We start from the raw sequence: 15,320 nt of genomic DNA on the forward strand, positions 1-15,320 counted from the left end.
ACCCCATGGTCAATCTGACGCGTATCTACACCAGGACCGGCGACCAGGGCACGACCGCCCTCGGCGACATGAGCCGGACCGCCAAGACCGATCTGCGGATCTCCGCCTACGCCGACGCCAACGAGGCCAATGCCGTCATCGGCACGGCGGTCGCGCTCGGCGGGCTGGACGAGGAGGTCGTGCAGGTCCTCGTCCGGGTCCAGAACGACCTCTTCGACGTGGGCGCCGACCTGTCGACGCCCGTGGTCGAAGAACCGAAGTACCCGCCGCTGCGCGTCGAGCAGTTCTACGTCGACAAGCTGGAGGCGGACTGCGACCGCTTCAACGAGCGGCTGGAGAAGCTCCGGTCCTTCATCCTGCCCGGGGGCACGCCGGGTGCGGCGCTGCTGCACCAGGCGTGCACCGTGGTCCGCAGGGCCGAGCGCTCCACCTGGGCGGCGCTCGAGGTGCACGGCGAGTCGATGAACCCGCTGACCGCGACGTATCTGAACCGCCTCTCCGACCTCCTGTTCATCCTGGCGCGCACGGCGAACAAGGAGGTCGGAGACGTGCTCTGGGTCCCGGGCGGCGAGCGCTAGCGGTCGAGGGCGGGCGCCTCCTTCGGGAACAGCGTGTAGCTCAGCGCGATCACGAGGTTGAGGCCGATCACGAAGAGCATCTTCTGCTGCCACATCCGCAGCGAGCCGATGTTCCCGTCGGCGCCCACGTACCAGACGACGCCCTGCAGCAGGGCGAGCGCGACGGCGCAGGCGAGGATCCAGCGCCCGGCCGTCCGCCACTCGTGGGCGGCGCGCGCGGCCCCGTACCTCGGCGGCTTCACCGGGGGCGGTCCCCCGGCGAACCGGTGGGCGACGCGGGCGTCCACCCACGTGACGGTGGAGTGGCCGAGTCCCACGGAGAAGCCGATGTAGACGGCGGCGAGGCCGTGTTTCCAGTCCGGTTCGGCCCCGTTCTTGAGGTCCATCGCGGTGACGACGAACAGGACGACCTCCAGGAGCGGCTCGCACAGCAGGACGCCGACGCTCGTGCGCGGCGTCTTCGCCACGTAGCGCAGGGCGAGTCCCGCGGCGAGCAGCACCCAGAAGCCGATCTCGCAGGCGACGATCAGCGTGACGATCACGGCGGGCTCCTCGGGACGGGCTTGTGGTCTCCTTCCAGCGTCCCGTCGGTACGGCCGCCGATCGTCGTCGGCGGTGACGAATCGGGACTGCATCCTTCGATGTACGCCGGCCGCGCAAGCCCGCCCGCCAGGTGCAGGCGCCGCCCCCGTCCGGCCGTATTCAATGGGGGCATGCCCCTGCCCCTGTGCCGCCCGCACCGCGACGACGTCCGTATCGCGGCGGCCGGCCTGCTCGGCGGTCTCCTGCTGTGGGCGCTCGGCCTGACCAACAGCCAGGGCTGGCCAGTCCTCGGCGACGGCTGGCTGCTGGTGCCGCTCTGCGCGATGGCGGGCCTGGAGCTCCTGCGCAGGACGGCGCCCCAGACCGCCCTGGTCCTCGGCACCCTCGTCCTGATCGCGGACCAGTTCACGCTGGGCAGCCTCGCGACGACGCTGATGTTCACCGACCTCGTCTACGCGGCCGTCCTGTACGGCACCCCGGCCGCCGCCCGCCGCATCCCGGTGACCACGGCCCTGATCACCATCGCGGTGACCCTGGGGTTCCTGGCCTGGTTCCGCAGGCCGGAGGCGCTCCTGATCGGGGTCGTGACCGGCCTCGTGTCGTTCGCACCCGCGGCCACCGGCGTCCTCGTACGCAACCACCAGGAGGCCGCCGGGTCCGCGCGGCTGCGCGCCGAACAGACCGCGCTGCTCGCCGAGATGGACCGCACGCAGGCGGTCGTCGCCGAGCGGGCCCGGATGGCCCGCGAGCTGCACGACATGGTCGCCAACCATCTGTCCGCGATCGCCATCCACTCCACGGCCGCGATCTCGCTCGACGATCCGAGGACCACGCAGCAGGCGCTCACCGTCATCCGCGAGAACAGCGTGGCAGGCCTCGCCGAGATGCGGCGCCTCATCGGCATCCTGCGGGACGACAGCGGCGACTCCCGGGGCGAGCCCGTCGCCGCGCCCACACTGGACGGCCTCGGCGCCCTCGTCGAGCAGTCCCGCACCAACGGCCTCGACGTCGCGCTCACCGTCGGCGCCGGCGGCGGCCTGCCCGCGCCGATCGAGCTCGCCGCGTACCGCATCGTGCAGGAATCCCTCACGAACGCGCTCAAGCACGCGCCGCACGGCACCGTCTCCGTGGCCGTCCACCGCACCGACGGGGCCCTGACCGTGCGGGTGACCAGCCCGTACGGGGATCTGGACGGCCCGCGCGCACCCGGCTCGGGCGCCGGGCTCATCGGGATGCGCGAGCGCACCGCTCTGCTGCACGGCACGTTCGAGGCGGGTCCCGAGAGCGGGCCCGACGGCAAGATCTGGCAGGTCAGGGCCGAGCTGCCCGTCGACCCGGCTGACGAAGGAGTGTCCGAGTGACCGCGATGATCCGGGTACTTGTCGCCGAGGACCAGTCCGCCGTAAGGGCGGGGCTGGTCCTGATCCTGGGCAGCGCCCCCGACATCGAGGTCGTCGGGGAGGCGGCGGACGGCGAACAGGCGGTGGCGATGGCGCGCGCACTTCGGCCGGATCTCGTCCTCATGGACATCCAGATGCCGCGCCTCGACGGCGTCTCGGCGACCCGTCAGGTGGTCTCCGAGGGGCTCGCGGACGTGCTCGTCCTGACGACGTTCGACCTCGACGAGTACGTCTTCGGGGCGCTGCGCGCGGGCGCCGGCGGGTTCCTGCTGAAGAACACCGAGGCGAAGGACCTGATCGAGGGGGTCCGCACGGTCGCGCGCGGTGAGGGGCTGATCGCTCCGGCGGTGACCCGCAAACTCATCGCCGAGTTCGCGGCGAAGCCCGTACGCCCCGAGCCGGGGCCCGCGCCCGCGGGGCTCGGCACCCTCACGCGCCGGGAGCGGGAGGTGCTTTCCTGCCTCGGTGACGGGTTGTCGAACGCGGAGATCGCGATGCGTCTGGGAATGGCGGAGGCGACGGTGAAGACGCACGTCAGCAGGTTGCTCGGGAAGCTGGATCTGCGCAGCAGGGTGCAAGCGGCCGTCCTGGCCCAGGAGTTGGGGCTGTGAGGGGCCGATTCCTGTAATTGGTTTAGACCTTGACCGCTGGTCCAGACCTTTCTATTCTCACGGCACTGCGGTGAGCACAGCCATGCACATGACCAGCATGGCGATGCTCACGGGCGGCGCAGGGTTTCACCCCCGTCATGTCCCCCGGACACCACCCGAGGAGCACCCCTTGCGCTTGAGACTCAGACAAAGAGCCGTGGCAGGCCTCACCACCCTGCTGCTCCCGGCCGCCGCCCTCGTCGGCCTCGCCACCCCCTCCCACGCGGCCGCCGCCGCGAGCACCGCCACCGCGACCTACGCCAAGACCCAGGACTGGGGCACCGGCTTCGAAGGCAAGTGGACCGTCAAGAACACCGGTACCACGGCCCTCAGTTCATGGACCGTCGAGTGGGACTTCCCCGCCGGCACCAAGGTGACCTCCGCCTGGGACGCCACCGTCACCAACTCCGCCGACCACTGGACCGCCAAGAACCTCTCCTATAACGGGTCGCTCGCCCCCGGCGCCTCGGTCTCCTTCGGGTTCAACGGCTCGGGCCCCGGCGCCCCCTCCGGCTGCAAGCTCAACGGCGCCTCCTGCGACGGCGGTGACGTCCCCGGCGACGCGGCCCCCTCCGCGCCCGGCACCCCCACCGCCTCCTCCGTCACGGACACCTCGGTCAAACTCGCCTGGACCGCGGCCACCGACGACAAGGGCATCAAGAACTACGACGTCCTGCGCGACGGCGCCAAGGTCGCGACGGTGACCGGGACTTCGTACTCCGACACCGGGCTCACCGCCGGCACGGACTACTCGTACACCGTCCAGGCCCGTGACACAGCCGACCAGAGCGGACCGGCCTCCGGCTCCGTCAAGGTGCACACGACCGGCGGCGGCACCGACCCGGGCCCCGGCGGCAAGGTCAAGCTGGGGTACTTCACCGACTGGGGCGTCTACGGCCGCCAGTACTTCCCGAAGAACCTGGAGACCTCCGGCTCCGCCGCGAAGGTCACCCACATCAACTACGCCTTCGGCAACGTGCAGAACGGCCAGTGCACGATGGGCGACTCGTACGCCGACACGGACATGGCGTACACGGCCGCCAACTCCGTCTCGGGCGTCGCCGACACCTGGGACCAGCCGCTGCGCGGCGCGTTCAACCAGCTGCGCCAGCTCAAGGCCAAGCACCCGAACCTGAAGATCATCTGGTCGTTCGGCGGCTGGACCTGGTCCGGCGGCTTCGGCCAGGCCGCGCAGAACCCGGCCGCGTTCGCCGACTCCTGCTACAAGCTGGTCGAGGACCCGCGCTGGGCCGACGTCTTCGACGGCATCGACATCGACTGGGAGTACCCCAACGCCTGCGGCCTGTCCTGCGACACCTCGGGCCAGGACGCCCTGAAGAAGCTGGCGTCCGCGCTGCGCGCCAGGTTCGGCTCCAGCAACCTGGTGACGGCGGCGATCACCGCCGACGGATCCACCGGCGGCAAGATCGAGAAGAACGACTACGCGGGCGCGTCCCAGTCCTTCGACTGGTACAACGTCATGACCTACGACTTCTTCGGCGCGTTCAACGCCCAGGGTCCGACAGCCCCGCACTCCCCGCTCACCTCGTACCCCGGCATCCCGCAGCAGGGCTTCAACTCCGCCGACGCCATTGCCAAGTTGAAGGCCCAAGGCGTCCCGTCGAGCAAGCTCCTGCTCGGCATCGGCTTCTACGGCCGCGGCTGGACCGGCGTCACACAGAAGGAGCCGGGCGGCACCGCGACCGGCCCCGCCGCCGGCACCTACGAGCAGGGCATCGAGGACTACAAGGTCCTCAAGACCAAGTGCCCCGCCAACGGCACCGTCGCCGGCACGGCCTACGCGTACTGCGGCAGCGACTGGTGGTCCTACGACACCCCCGCGACCATCAACTCCAAGATGGCCTGGGCCAAGAGCCAGAACCTCGGCGGCGCCTTCTTCTGGGAGTTCAGCGGCGACACCACCAACGGCGAGCTGGTGACCGCCATCGACGGCGGCCTGAGGTAACAGCGCCGGGCCGCACATGACGGAAGCCGGGTGAACGGGGCCGCCCCCTGTTCACCCGGCTTCTCCATACGAAACCTCAGGCCACGTTCACCCTCTGGCCGGGGGGAGCCGCCTCCAGCCAGGCCAGGAAGCCGGTCAGCGCGTCCTCGCTCATCGCCAGCTCGAGACGCGAGCCGCGGTGCGAGCACGCGAGGACGATCGCGTCCGAGAGCAGGGCCAGCTCCTCCTCGCCCTCAGGCGCGCGCCGCCCCGTCACCTCGATCGCCGAGCGCTCCAGGGTGCGACGGGGCCTGATCGCGTAGGAGAAGACCCGGAACCACTCGATCCGGTCGCCGTTGTAGCGGGCCACGCCGTAGCCCCAGCCCTTGCCGGAGGCGTCGCCCCCCTCGGGCACGTCCCACCGCAGGGAGCAGTCGAAGGTGCCCCCGGAGCGCTGGATCAGCCGGCGCCTCAGGCCGAAGACGAACAACCCCAGCAATACGAGTACGACGACCGCGACCACGCACAGCACGAGAACGAGGACCATTCGTACCGACCTCCTCGCCTCATCTGATAACGGGCCCGACAGCGGATCCGATAACGGAACTGCAAAATTGACCAAGGATCGCCTCAGCCGCGACCTGGTCCGGAGAGGTTCTCCGGTCCTGGCCGCGGCTGAGTCATGTCACTCCGCGCGCTGGGCTCAGCGCGTCGCCACCGCACGCAGTCGGACGTCCGCGCGACGCTCGGCGGATGCGTCGGCATCCGACTTCGCGCGCTCGAGCGCCCGCTCCGCACGCTGGACATCGATCTCGTCCGACAGCTCGGCGATCTCGGCGAGCAGGGACAGCTTGTTGTCGGCGAACGAGACGAAACCGCCGTGCACAGCGGCGACAACCGTCCCGCCGTCGCTCGTGCGGATCATCACCGGGCCCGACTCCAGCACACCGAGAAGCGGCTGGTGACCGGGCATTACGCCGATGTCGCCGGACGCGGTGCGCGCGACGACCAGGGTGGCCTCGCCGGACCAGACACTGCGGTCCGCGGCGACGAGCTCGACATGCAGCTCAGCAGCCAAGGTGGGCTCCTCGGGTCACCACCCGGCGGTTGCTGCCGGGTGTTGGGTCAAAGTCTAGTCGGCGTACGGAGAGGGGCGGGACACACCCTGCGGGTATCCCCCGCCCCTCTCCCACGAGTCTGTGCTTCCGGAGAAGCCAGAATCAGGAGACGCCGAGCTCCTTGGCGTTGGCCTTGAGGTCCTCGATGCCACCGCACATGAAGAACGCCTGCTCGGGGAAGTGGTCGTACTCGCCGTCGCAGATCGCGTTGAACGCGGTGATCGACTCCTCGAGCGACACGTCCGAACCGTCCACGCCGGTGAACTGCTTGGCGGCGTGGGTGTTCTGCGACAGGAAGCGCTCGACGCGACGGGCACGGTGGACAACGAGCTTGTCCTCCTCGCCCAGCTCGTCGATACCGAGGATCGCGATGATGTCCTGGAGATCCTTGTACTTCTGCAGGATCGTCTTGACGCGCATCGCCGCGTCGTAGTGGTCCTGCGCGATGTAGCGCGGGTCCAGGATGCGGGACGTGGAGTCCAGCGGGTCCACGGCCGGGTAGATGCCCTTCTCGGAGATCGGACGGGAGAGAACCGTCGTCGCGTCGAGGTGGGCGAACGTGGTGGCCGGGGCCGGGTCGGTCAGGTCGTCCGCGGGGACGTAGATCGCCTGCATCGAGGTGATCGAGTGACCACGGGTCGACGTGATGCGCTCCTGGAGGAGACCCATCTCGTCGGCGAGGGTCGGCTGGTAACCCACCGCGGAGGGCATGCGGCCGAGCAGGGTCGAGACCTCGGAACCGGCCTGCGTGAAGCGGAAGATGTTATCGATGAAGAACAGCACGTCCTGCTTCTGCACATCGCGGAAGTACTCCGCCATGGTCAGACCGGCCAGGGCGACGCGAAGACGCGTGCCCGGCGGCTCGTCCATCTGGCCGAAGACCAGCGCGGTCTTGTCCAGAACGCCGGCTTCCTCCATCTCGACCATGAGGTCGTTGCCCTCACGGGTGCGCTCGCCGACACCGGCGAAGACGGAGACACCGTCGTGCAGCTTGGCCACACGGACGATCATTTCCTGGATCAGAACGGTCTTGCCGACACCGGCACCACCGAACAGACCGATCTTTCCACCCTTGACGTACGGGGTGAGAAGGTCGACGACCTTCAGGCCGGTCTCGAACATCTCGGTCTTGGACTCGAGCTGGTCGAAGGCCGGGGCCTTGCGGTGGATCGTCCAGCGCGGGGCGTCCGCGACGCTGGACGCGTCGTCGTTCAGCACGTCACCGAGGGTGTTGAACACCCGGCCCTTGGTCAGGTCACCGACGGGCACCGAGATGCCGGCGCCGGTGTCCGTCACGGCGGCCTGGCGGACCAGACCGTCGGTGGGCTGCATCGAGACCGTACGGACCACGCCGTCACCCAGGTGCTGGGCGACCTCGAGGGTCAGCGTCTTCTTCTCACCCTCCTTGGCCGGGTCGTCGACCTGGACGTGGAGGGCGTTGTAGATCTCCGGCATCGCGTCGACGGGGAACTCCACGTCGACGACCGGGCCGATGACCCGGGCGACGCGGCCCGTGGCAACGGCCGTCTCAACAGTGGTCGTCATTACTTGTCACTCCCCGCGGTCGCGTCGGCCAGGGCTGCAGTGCCGCCGACGATCTCGCTGATTTCCTGGGTGATTTCGGCCTGGCGGGCCGCGTTGGCAAGTCGGGAGAGCGAGTTGATCAAGTCTCCCGCGTTGTCGGTGGCCGACTTCATCGCGCGGCGCGTGGCGGCGTGCTTGGAAGCAGCCGACTGGAGCAGCGCGTTGTAGATACGGCTCTCGACGTAGCGCGGCAGCAGGGCGTCGAGGACGTCCTCCGCCGACGGTTCGAAGTCGTACAGCGGAAGGATCTCGCCGCCCTTGGGCTTCGCCTCCTCCGCCACCTCTTCGAGGCTGAGCGGAAGCAGACGGCCGTCAACGGCCGACTGCGTCATCATCGAGATGAACTCCGTGTAGACGATGTGGAGTTCGTCCACGCCGCCCTCCGCCGAGTCCTTCTCGATCGCCTCGATCAGCGGGCCCGCGACCTTCTTGGCGTCCGCGTACGTGGGCTCGTCGGTGAAGCCCGTCCACTGCTCCGCGATCTTGCGCTCACGGAAGTTGTAGTGGGCGACACCACGGCGGCCGACGATGTAGATCTCGACCTCCTTGCCCTCGGCCTCGAGACGCGCGGTCAGCTTCTCCGCGGCCTTGATGGCGTTCGAGTTGAAGGCGCCGGCGAGACCGCGGTCGCTCGTGAGGAGCAGCACCGCGGTGCGCGTCGCCGTCTCCGGCTCCGTCGTCAGCGGGTGGTTCGTGTTCGAACCGGTGCCGACAGCCGTGACCGCGCGGGTGAGCTCGGTCGCGTACGGCGTGGAGGCCGTCACCTTGCGCTGCGCCTTGACGACGCGCGAGGCAGCGATCATCTCCATCGCCTTGGTGATCTTCTTGGTCGCGGTGACGGATTTGATGCGACGCTTGTAGACCCGGAGCTGGGCTCCCATGAGTCAGGTCCCTTCCGTCGTCACTTACCGGCGGCGGCCGGAGCGTCCTCGCCGAGAAGCTTCCCGTCCGAGGTCTCGAACTGCTTCTTGAAGTCCGCGATGGCGTCGGCGGTGGCGGTCAGGGTGTCGTCCGACATCTTGCCGCCCTCCTTGATGGAGGTCATCAGGCCCTGCTCCTTGCGGTGCAGGTAGTCGAGCAGCTCGCGCTCGAAGCGCCGGATGTCCACGACCGGGACGTCGTCCATCTTGCCGGTGGTGCCGGCCCAGACGGAGACAACCTGGTCCTCGGTCGCCATCGGCTGGTACTGGGGCTGCTTGAGCAGCTCGACCATGCGCTGACCGCGCTCCAGCTGAGCCTTCGACGCGGCGTCCAGGTCGGAACCGAAGGCGGCGAACGCCTCGAGCTCACGGAACTGGGCGAGGTCCACACGGAGGCGGCCGGAGACCTGCTTCATCGCCTTGTGCTGCGCGGAACCACCGACTCGGGAGACGGAGATACCGACGTTCAGCGCGGGGCGCTGACCGGCGTTGAACAGGTCCGACTCCAGGAAGCACTGGCCGTCGGTGATGGAGATGACGTTGGTCGGGATGAACGCCGACACGTCGTTCGCCTTGGTCTCGACGATCGGCAGACCGGTCATCGAGCCGGCACCCATCTCGTCCGAGAGCTTCGCGCAGCGCTCGAGGAGGCGGGAGTGCAGGTAGAAGACGTCACCCGGGTAGGCCTCGCGCCCCGGCGGGCGGCGGAGCAGCAGGGACACGGCGCGGTAGGCGTCGGCCTGCTTCGAGAGGTCGTCGAAGATGATGAGGACGTGCTTGCCCTCGTACATCCACTGCTGGCCGATGGCCGAACCGGTGTACGGCGCAAGGTACTTGAAGCCGGCCGGGTCGGACGCCGGGGCGGCGACGATGGTCGTGTACTCCAGCGCGCCGGCCTCTTCCAGGGCGCCACGCACGGAGGCGATGGTCGAGCCCTTCTGGCCGATGGCGACGTAGATGCAGCGGACCTGCTTCTTCGGGTCGCCGGAGCGCCAGTTGTCGCGCTGGTTGATGATCGTGTCGACAGCCAGGGCGGTCTTGCCCGTCTGGCGGTCGCCGATGATCAGCTGACGCTGGCCGCGGCCGATCGGGGTCATCGCGTCGACGGCCTTGTAGCCGGTCTCCATCGGCTCGTGCACCGACTTGCGCTGCATGACCGTGGGGGCCTGCAGCTCAAGGGCACGACGCGCGCTGGTCTCGATCTCGCCGAGGCCGTCGATCGGGGTACCGAGCGGGTCGACGACGCGACCCAGGTAGCCCTCGCCGACGGCGACGGAGAGCACCTCACCGGTGCGCTGCACCGGCTGGCCCTCCTCGATACCGGTGAACTCACCGAGCACGATGGCACCGATCTCGCGCTCCTCGAGGTTGAGGGCGAGGCCGAGGGTGCCGTCCTCGAACTTCAGCAGTTCGTTGGCCATGGCCGAGGGCAGGCCCTCGACCTTCGCGATGCCGTCGCCGGCAAGGGTGACCGTACCGACCTCCTCGCGCGAGGCCGCGTCCGGCTTGTACGCCTGGACAAAGTTCTCCAGCGCGTCCCGGATCTCCTCCGGCCGGATCGTGAGCTCCGCCATCTGGGTTCCCTGCTCTCCTTGTTGGGCCCGAAGTTTTCTTGGGGGGTCTGGGGTCAGCCCCCAGGAATCCTCTGCACGGCCCAACTAGGGCCGTAGGTACTACTACGTTGTGCGAGTCGGCTAGCCGGCCATACGGCGGCTGGCGTCCTCAATGCGGTCCGCGATGCTTCCATTGATGAGCTCGTCGCCCACCTGCACATTGATCCCGCCGAGGACCTCGGGGTCCACGTCGAGGTTCAGGTGCATCTGACGCCCGTAGAGCTTTGCCAGGGCGGCGCCCAGGCGCTGCTTCTGCGCATCGCTCAGCGGAACCGCCGTGGTGACGACGGCCACCGTGCGGTCCCGGCGCTCCGCGGCGAGCTTGGACAGGGACTCGAGTCCCCCCTCCAGGCTACGTCCACGCGGCTGGGTCACAAGGCGCTCGACAAGACGCTCGGTGGTGGCCGTGGCGCGACCGTCGAGCAGGCTGCGCAGCAGCTCACCCTTGGCCGTGCCCGTGGCGATACGGTCCGTGAGCGCGGCGCGCAGCTCGGTGCTCGAGGAGACGATCCGGCCGAACCGGAACAGCTCGTCCTCGACGTCGTCCAGCTCGCCCGCCTTCTGCGCCGCGGTCAGCTCGGCGATACTGGCCAGCTCCTCGACGGAGTCGACCAGGTCGCGCGGGGCGGACCAGCGGGAGCGGACCAGGCCGGCCACCAGGTCGGCGGTCGCACCGCTGACCTGGCCGCCCAGCAGGCGGCCCGCGAGCTCGGCCTTGGCCTCGCCGGACTGCGCCGGGTCGGTCAGGACCCGACGCAGCGACACCTCGCGGTCGAGCAGCGCGGTGACCGCGGCCAGCTCTCCGGCAAGCTGTCGGGCGTCGACCGAGGTGCTGTCGGTCAGCGCGTCGAGACGCTCACGTGCGGAGGCGAGTGCCTCGCGGCTCGCTCCGTGGGCAGTCATCGAACAGCCTCGGCCTTCTCCTCGAGGTCGTCGAGGAAGCGGTCGATCGTGCGCGACTGCCGGGCGTGGTCCTCGAGGGACTCGCCGACCAGCTTGCCGGCCAGGGTGGTGGCCAGCTGGCCGACGTCCTGGCGCAGCGCCTGAGCGGCGGCCTTGCGGTCGGCCTCGATCTGCGAGTGGCCGGCGGCGATGATTTCCTCACGCTGCCGCTGGCCTTCCGCGCGCATCTCGGCGATGAGCGTGGCGCCCTGCTCCTGCGCCTCCTGGCGCAGACGCGCGGCCTCGTGACGAGCCTCGGCGAGCTGAGCCTTGTACTGCTCAAGAACGCTCTGGGCCTCGGTCTGTGCGGCTTCGGCCTTCTCGATACCGCCTTCGATCAGCTCGCGACGCTCTTCCAGCACAGTGTTGATGCGCGGGAGGAGCTTCTTGGCGAAGAAGAAGAAGACGATGGCGAAGGCGATGGTGCCGACGAGCAGCTCGGGGCCGGCAGGGATCAGCGGATTCTGCTTCTCCTCGGCCGCCAGCTGTACCAGGTTGGCGATCACATCAGTGCCTTTCGTCGAATAGTGGTCGGTGAGGAGTTAAATCACTGACCGTAAACGAACGGCAGAACGATGCCGATGAGGGCGAGCGCCTCACAGAAGGCGAAGCCGAGGATCTGGTTGGCGCGGATCAGACCGGCGGCCTCGGGCTGACGGGCCAGGGCCTGGGTGCCGTTACCGAAGACGATGCCGACGCCGATGCCGGGGCCGATGGCAGCGAGACCGTAGCCGATGGAACCGAGGGAGCCGGAGACGCCAGCGGCGAGTTCGATGGTCGCGGACATGCCGTTACTTCCTTCTCTTTAACGAACCGGTGGGGGTTGGCCACCGGACGACAGGGGGTATGACAGGACGGGCGGGACTCAGTGCTGCTTAGCGAGAGCGCCCTGAATGTAGGTGCTGGCGAGGAGCACGAAGACGTACGCCTGGACCGCCTGCACGAAAAGCTCGAAGAGGACCATGGCGACGGTCATCACGAAGGACACGCCCGCGGCCGGGATCATCCAGCTGTTCAGGAGGTACCAGGAGGCGACGGTGAACATCACCAGCATCAGGTGACCGGCGAACATGTTGGCGAACAGTCGCACCGCGTGCGTGAACGGCCGGACCAGCAGGTTCGAGAAGAACTCGATGAACGAGACGAGCCACTTGATCGGGCCGAGCGAGTTGTCGTAGCCCGTGATGTTCTTCCAGCCGCCCACGAAACCGTGGCGCTTGAAGGTCAGCGGCACCCAGATCAGGTAGACGACGGCCGCGAGCACGACCGGGTACGCGAACACCGACGACACCGGGAACTGGGTCAGCGGGATCACGGACCAGATGTTCATGATCCAGATGAAGAAGAACAGCGACACCATCAGGGGGACGTACTTCTCGCCCTCCTTCTTGCCCATCGTCTCGTAGACGATTCCGCGGCGCACGAAGTCGTACCCCGCCTCCACGGCCATCTGGAGCTTGCCCGGGACGACCTTGGCCTTGCCGAACGCCGCGTAGAAGACACTGACGACGACGAGGGTCGTCAGGAGGGCGAGCAGCATCACCTTGTTGAACTCGAACCCGCCGACGGTGAAGATCGGCTTGAAGAGGAACGAGTGCAGACCGGGAGCCGGAAAGCCGCAGCCGTTGTCGGACATGATCCGACAGCTCCAGTCAAAGGCGAGCTCAGTCTGGTCAGCACTCACCACGGGCTCCTTCGGCGTGACGCATAGGTACGGCAACCTCGTTGTGTCGTTGCGGCGCGCAGCCGCGGATCGGCACCGGTCTGGTGTTTCGGATGTGGGGGCGGCAGGCAGGCAGTGAGCCTCGCAGTCGAGCAGGCGTCAGCTCAGATGCCCGCGCCCGCAGTGCCGCAGTTGGCACCGGACGATAGCAGTAACGCGAACCCTCACTTATCCCGCCCCTACCCCTCATGAGGACGGCCCTGAATTCTCGGGCTTGTCCCTCTTCTCGGAGTCTTTCGCCGAGTCGGGATCGATATAGAAAATCTTGGCCTTCATGTGCGCACGCGCCTGCGCGGCCATCCATACGACGGTGGCGGCGACGAGTGAAGCGGCGAAGGCCTTGGGGTTGAACAGTGTCGTGTCCTTGAAGACGGCGACGAAGATCAGAAGCAGCAGCAACTGGGCGACGTAGAGCATCAGCCCCATCGCCTGGAAGAGCTGCGGAAGCGATTTTGCCGTCCGCTGGAGGACGACCTGCCCGAGGCCCATGAAAGCGATCACGACCACCGTGCCGATGACTGCACCGAGGGCCCCCTTGCCGCCGGCGACCACACCACTGATCACGGCGGCAAGCGCGCCGGCAATGGCTGTGGGCACAACGGCCTGAAGGAGGATCCGTGCGTCGTTGGAGGGCATGGCGGCAGCTCCCTTTACTGGGTGGGGGCAGGGTGTCGTCATGGACGAGCGTAGACCGGGGCCGAGAGGGAACTTCGGGCCAATGGGCCGTCGCACTACGGTCCTTCGGCTCTATCCCCGGGTCTCGTGAACGGTATCACAAACTATTTGATGAGGTCTTTACCTCTCCAGTGTGCTCACTGTCACACGTGAGAGGTAATCCGCCCGTCTGCGCAGAAACCTGGCCAACTTGTCTGGTAATGAGGCGTTTTCGTCTCTCGTGTCAGCGCGACGAGTGCGCCTTGCGCCGATCCAGGAAGCGCGAACGGGGCCCAATGGCCGTCGCCCCGTTGACTCCTGCCGGAATCGGCGTGCGAGCACCCTCGCCCTCGGGCGCCTCCGCGGCCACACCTGCCCCGGCCGCCTCCTCGGCCGGCCCGGCCGCTGCCTGAGCCGCGTACGACGGCGACGTCTCAGGCGCCTGGGCAGCCGCCCACGCGGCCCGCCTGCGCCGGTAGCGCGGCGGCAGGAAGGCCTCCGCCCAGCGCGGGGCGCGCGGCGCGAAGCGCGGCAGCAGGAGCAGTACGAGACCGACGAAGCTCAGCACGACGATCGCCATGACGATCCACATCGACGACGAGTGGACGGAGTAGGCGACCGCGCCGAAGGACAGCAGCGCCGACCAGAAGTACATGATCAAGACCGCGCGGCTGTGGGAGTGGCCGATCTCCAGGAGCCGGTGATGCAGGTGTCCGCGGTCCGCCGCGAACGGTGACTGGCCCTTCCAGGTGCGCCGCACGATCGCGAGGACCAGGTCCGCGAACGGCACCGCGATGATCGTCAGCGGCATCAGCAGCGGGATGAAGACCGGGACCATCGCGTGGGTGGCGTCACGGGTGCCGCCGAAGTTCAGCTTCATCAGGCTCGGGTCGACCTGGCCGGTGATGGAGATGGCACCGGCGGACAGGACGAGGCCGATGAGCATCGACCCGGAGTCACCCATGAAGATCCTGGCGGGGTGCATGTTGTGCGGCAGGAAGCCCAGACACATGCCGATCAGGATCGCCGCGAACAACGTCGCGGGGGCGGCCGCCTCGATGCCGTAGCCGTACCAGAGGCGGTACGAGTACAGGAAGAACGCCGACGCGGCGATGCACACCATGCCGGACGCGAGGCCGTCGAGGCCGTCCACGAAGTTGACCGCGTTGATGCTGATCACGACCAGGGCGACGGTGAGGAGCGTGCCCTGCCACTGCGTCAGCGAGACCGTGCCCACACCCGGGATCGGCAGCCACAGGATCGTAAGACCCTGCATGACCATGACGCCGGCCGCGATCATCTGGCCGCCCAGCTTGATCAGGGCGTCGATCTCGAACTTGTCGTCCAGGACACCGATCAGCCAGATCAGGGCGGCCCCGGAGAGCAACGCCCGCGGCTCGTTCGACATGTTGAAGACGGGGCTGAGGTTCGTCAGGTGGTCAGCGACGAGGAGACCCGCGCACAGGCCGAAGAACATGGCGATCCCGCCGAGCCGGGGCGTGGGCTCCCGGTGCACGTCGCGGGCGCGGATCTCCGGCATGGCGCCGGCCACGATCGCGAACTTCCGCACCGGGCCGGTCAGCAGGTATGTCACCGCGGCCGTGATGCAGAGCGTCAGCAGGTATTCACGCACGGGCTTCCCCACAGATA

16 protein-coding genes are annotated in these 15,320 nt (G+C 68.3%); 4 read left to right on the forward strand and 12 right to left on the reverse strand.

All coding sequences use genetic code 11. The features are described 5' to 3' along the window. Nucleotides 1–5: 5 nt before the first annotated feature. Entirely contained in the window at nt 6–578 is a 573-nt protein-coding gene (locus tag OG456_RS11895) for a cob(I)yrinic acid a,c-diamide adenosyltransferase (protein WP_266560019.1), read from the forward strand. Here OG456_RS11895 and OG456_RS11900 read toward each other — a convergent pair. Further along, nucleotides 575–1,120: a hypothetical protein gene (locus tag OG456_RS11900; protein WP_266560021.1), complete on the reverse strand. Its 546-nt coding sequence runs from the start codon at nt 1,118–1,120 to the stop codon at nt 575–577. The genes OG456_RS11895 and OG456_RS11900 overlap by 4 nt on opposite strands. Nucleotides 1,121–1,291: 171 nt before the next feature. On the opposite strand from OG456_RS11900, the gene OG456_RS11905 reads away from it, so the two are divergent. The 3 genes from OG456_RS11905 to OG456_RS11915 all read left to right on the forward strand — a co-directional run bounded on the left by OG456_RS11905 (nt 1,292) and on the right by OG456_RS11915 (nt 5,137). Then, nucleotides 1,292–2,482, forward strand: coding sequence for a sensor histidine kinase (locus OG456_RS11905; RefSeq protein ID WP_266560023.1), 1,191 nt, complete (start codon nt 1,292–1,294; stop codon nt 2,480–2,482). 5 nt (nt 2,483–2,487) lie between these two features. Further along, nucleotides 2,488–3,132: a response regulator transcription factor gene (locus OG456_RS11910; protein ID WP_266569154.1), complete on the forward strand. Its 645-nt coding sequence runs from the start codon at nt 2,488–2,490 to the stop codon at nt 3,130–3,132. A gap of 175 nt (nt 3,133–3,307) precedes the next feature. Further along, nucleotides 3,308–5,137, forward strand: coding sequence for a glycoside hydrolase family 18 chitinase (locus OG456_RS11915; RefSeq protein WP_266569155.1), 1,830 nt, complete (start codon nt 3,308–3,310; stop codon nt 5,135–5,137). A gap of 76 nt (nt 5,138–5,213) precedes the next feature. Here OG456_RS11915 and OG456_RS11920 read toward each other — a convergent pair whose 3' ends face one another. The 11 genes from OG456_RS11920 to OG456_RS11970 form a co-directional block, all read right to left on the reverse strand. Further along, nucleotides 5,214–5,663, reverse strand: a complete 450-nt coding sequence (locus OG456_RS11920; protein ID WP_116509859.1) for a DUF2550 domain-containing protein — start codon at nt 5,661–5,663, stop codon at nt 5,214–5,216. 156 nt (nt 5,664–5,819) lie between these two features. After that, nucleotides 5,820–6,194, reverse strand: coding sequence for a F0F1 ATP synthase subunit epsilon (locus OG456_RS11925; RefSeq protein ID WP_116509861.1), 375 nt, complete (start codon nt 6,192–6,194; stop codon nt 5,820–5,822). A 142-nt stretch (nt 6,195–6,336) separates the two neighbouring features. After that, nucleotides 6,337–7,779 (reverse strand): F0F1 ATP synthase subunit beta, encoded by a 1,443-nt coding sequence (gene atpD, locus OG456_RS11930; protein ID WP_266560027.1) that lies wholly within the window; start codon nt 7,777–7,779, stop codon nt 6,337–6,339. Further along, nucleotides 7,779–8,699 (reverse strand): F0F1 ATP synthase subunit gamma, encoded by a 921-nt coding sequence (locus tag OG456_RS11935; protein WP_266560029.1) that lies wholly within the window; start codon nt 8,697–8,699, stop codon nt 7,779–7,781. The genes atpD and OG456_RS11935 overlap by 1 nt, the downstream gene beginning before the upstream one ends. Before the next feature lie 20 nt (nt 8,700–8,719). Then, on the reverse strand, nt 8,720–10,312 hold the full coding sequence (atpA, locus tag OG456_RS11940; RefSeq protein ID WP_266560031.1) for a F0F1 ATP synthase subunit alpha: 1,593 nt from the start codon (nt 10,310–10,312) through the stop codon (nt 8,720–8,722). Between the two features lie 120 nt (nt 10,313–10,432). Next, nucleotides 10,433–11,254, reverse strand: coding sequence for a F0F1 ATP synthase subunit delta (locus OG456_RS11945; RefSeq protein ID WP_266560033.1), 822 nt, complete (start codon nt 11,252–11,254; stop codon nt 10,433–10,435). Beyond that, nucleotides 11,251–11,799 (reverse strand): F0F1 ATP synthase subunit B, encoded by a 549-nt coding sequence (locus OG456_RS11950; protein ID WP_266560035.1) that lies wholly within the window; start codon nt 11,797–11,799, stop codon nt 11,251–11,253. Before OG456_RS11950 ends, OG456_RS11945 begins: the two co-directional genes overlap by 4 nt. Before the next feature lie 41 nt (nt 11,800–11,840). Next, entirely contained in the window at nt 11,841–12,080 is a 240-nt protein-coding gene (gene atpE, locus OG456_RS11955; protein WP_227297233.1) for an ATP synthase F0 subunit C, read from the reverse strand. A 78-nt stretch (nt 12,081–12,158) separates the two neighbouring features. Next, nucleotides 12,159–12,929, reverse strand: a complete 771-nt coding sequence (atpB, locus tag OG456_RS11960) for a F0F1 ATP synthase subunit A (RefSeq protein WP_266569156.1) — start codon at nt 12,927–12,929, stop codon at nt 12,159–12,161. A gap of 273 nt (nt 12,930–13,202) precedes the next feature. Next, nucleotides 13,203–13,652 (reverse strand): hypothetical protein, encoded by a 450-nt coding sequence (locus tag OG456_RS11965; RefSeq protein ID WP_266560040.1) that lies wholly within the window; start codon nt 13,650–13,652, stop codon nt 13,203–13,205. 262 nt (nt 13,653–13,914) lie between these two features. Continuing rightward, entirely contained in the window at nt 13,915–15,303 is a 1,389-nt protein-coding gene (locus tag OG456_RS11970) for an MraY family glycosyltransferase (protein ID WP_266560042.1), read from the reverse strand. Nucleotides 15,304–15,320: the final 17 nt, after the last annotated feature.

Origin of the sequence: Streptomyces sp. NBC_01446 (genome assembly GCF_026340095.1) — a bacterium.
Classification (GTDB): domain Bacteria; phylum Actinomycetota; class Actinomycetes; order Streptomycetales; family Streptomycetaceae; genus Streptomyces; species Streptomyces aureus.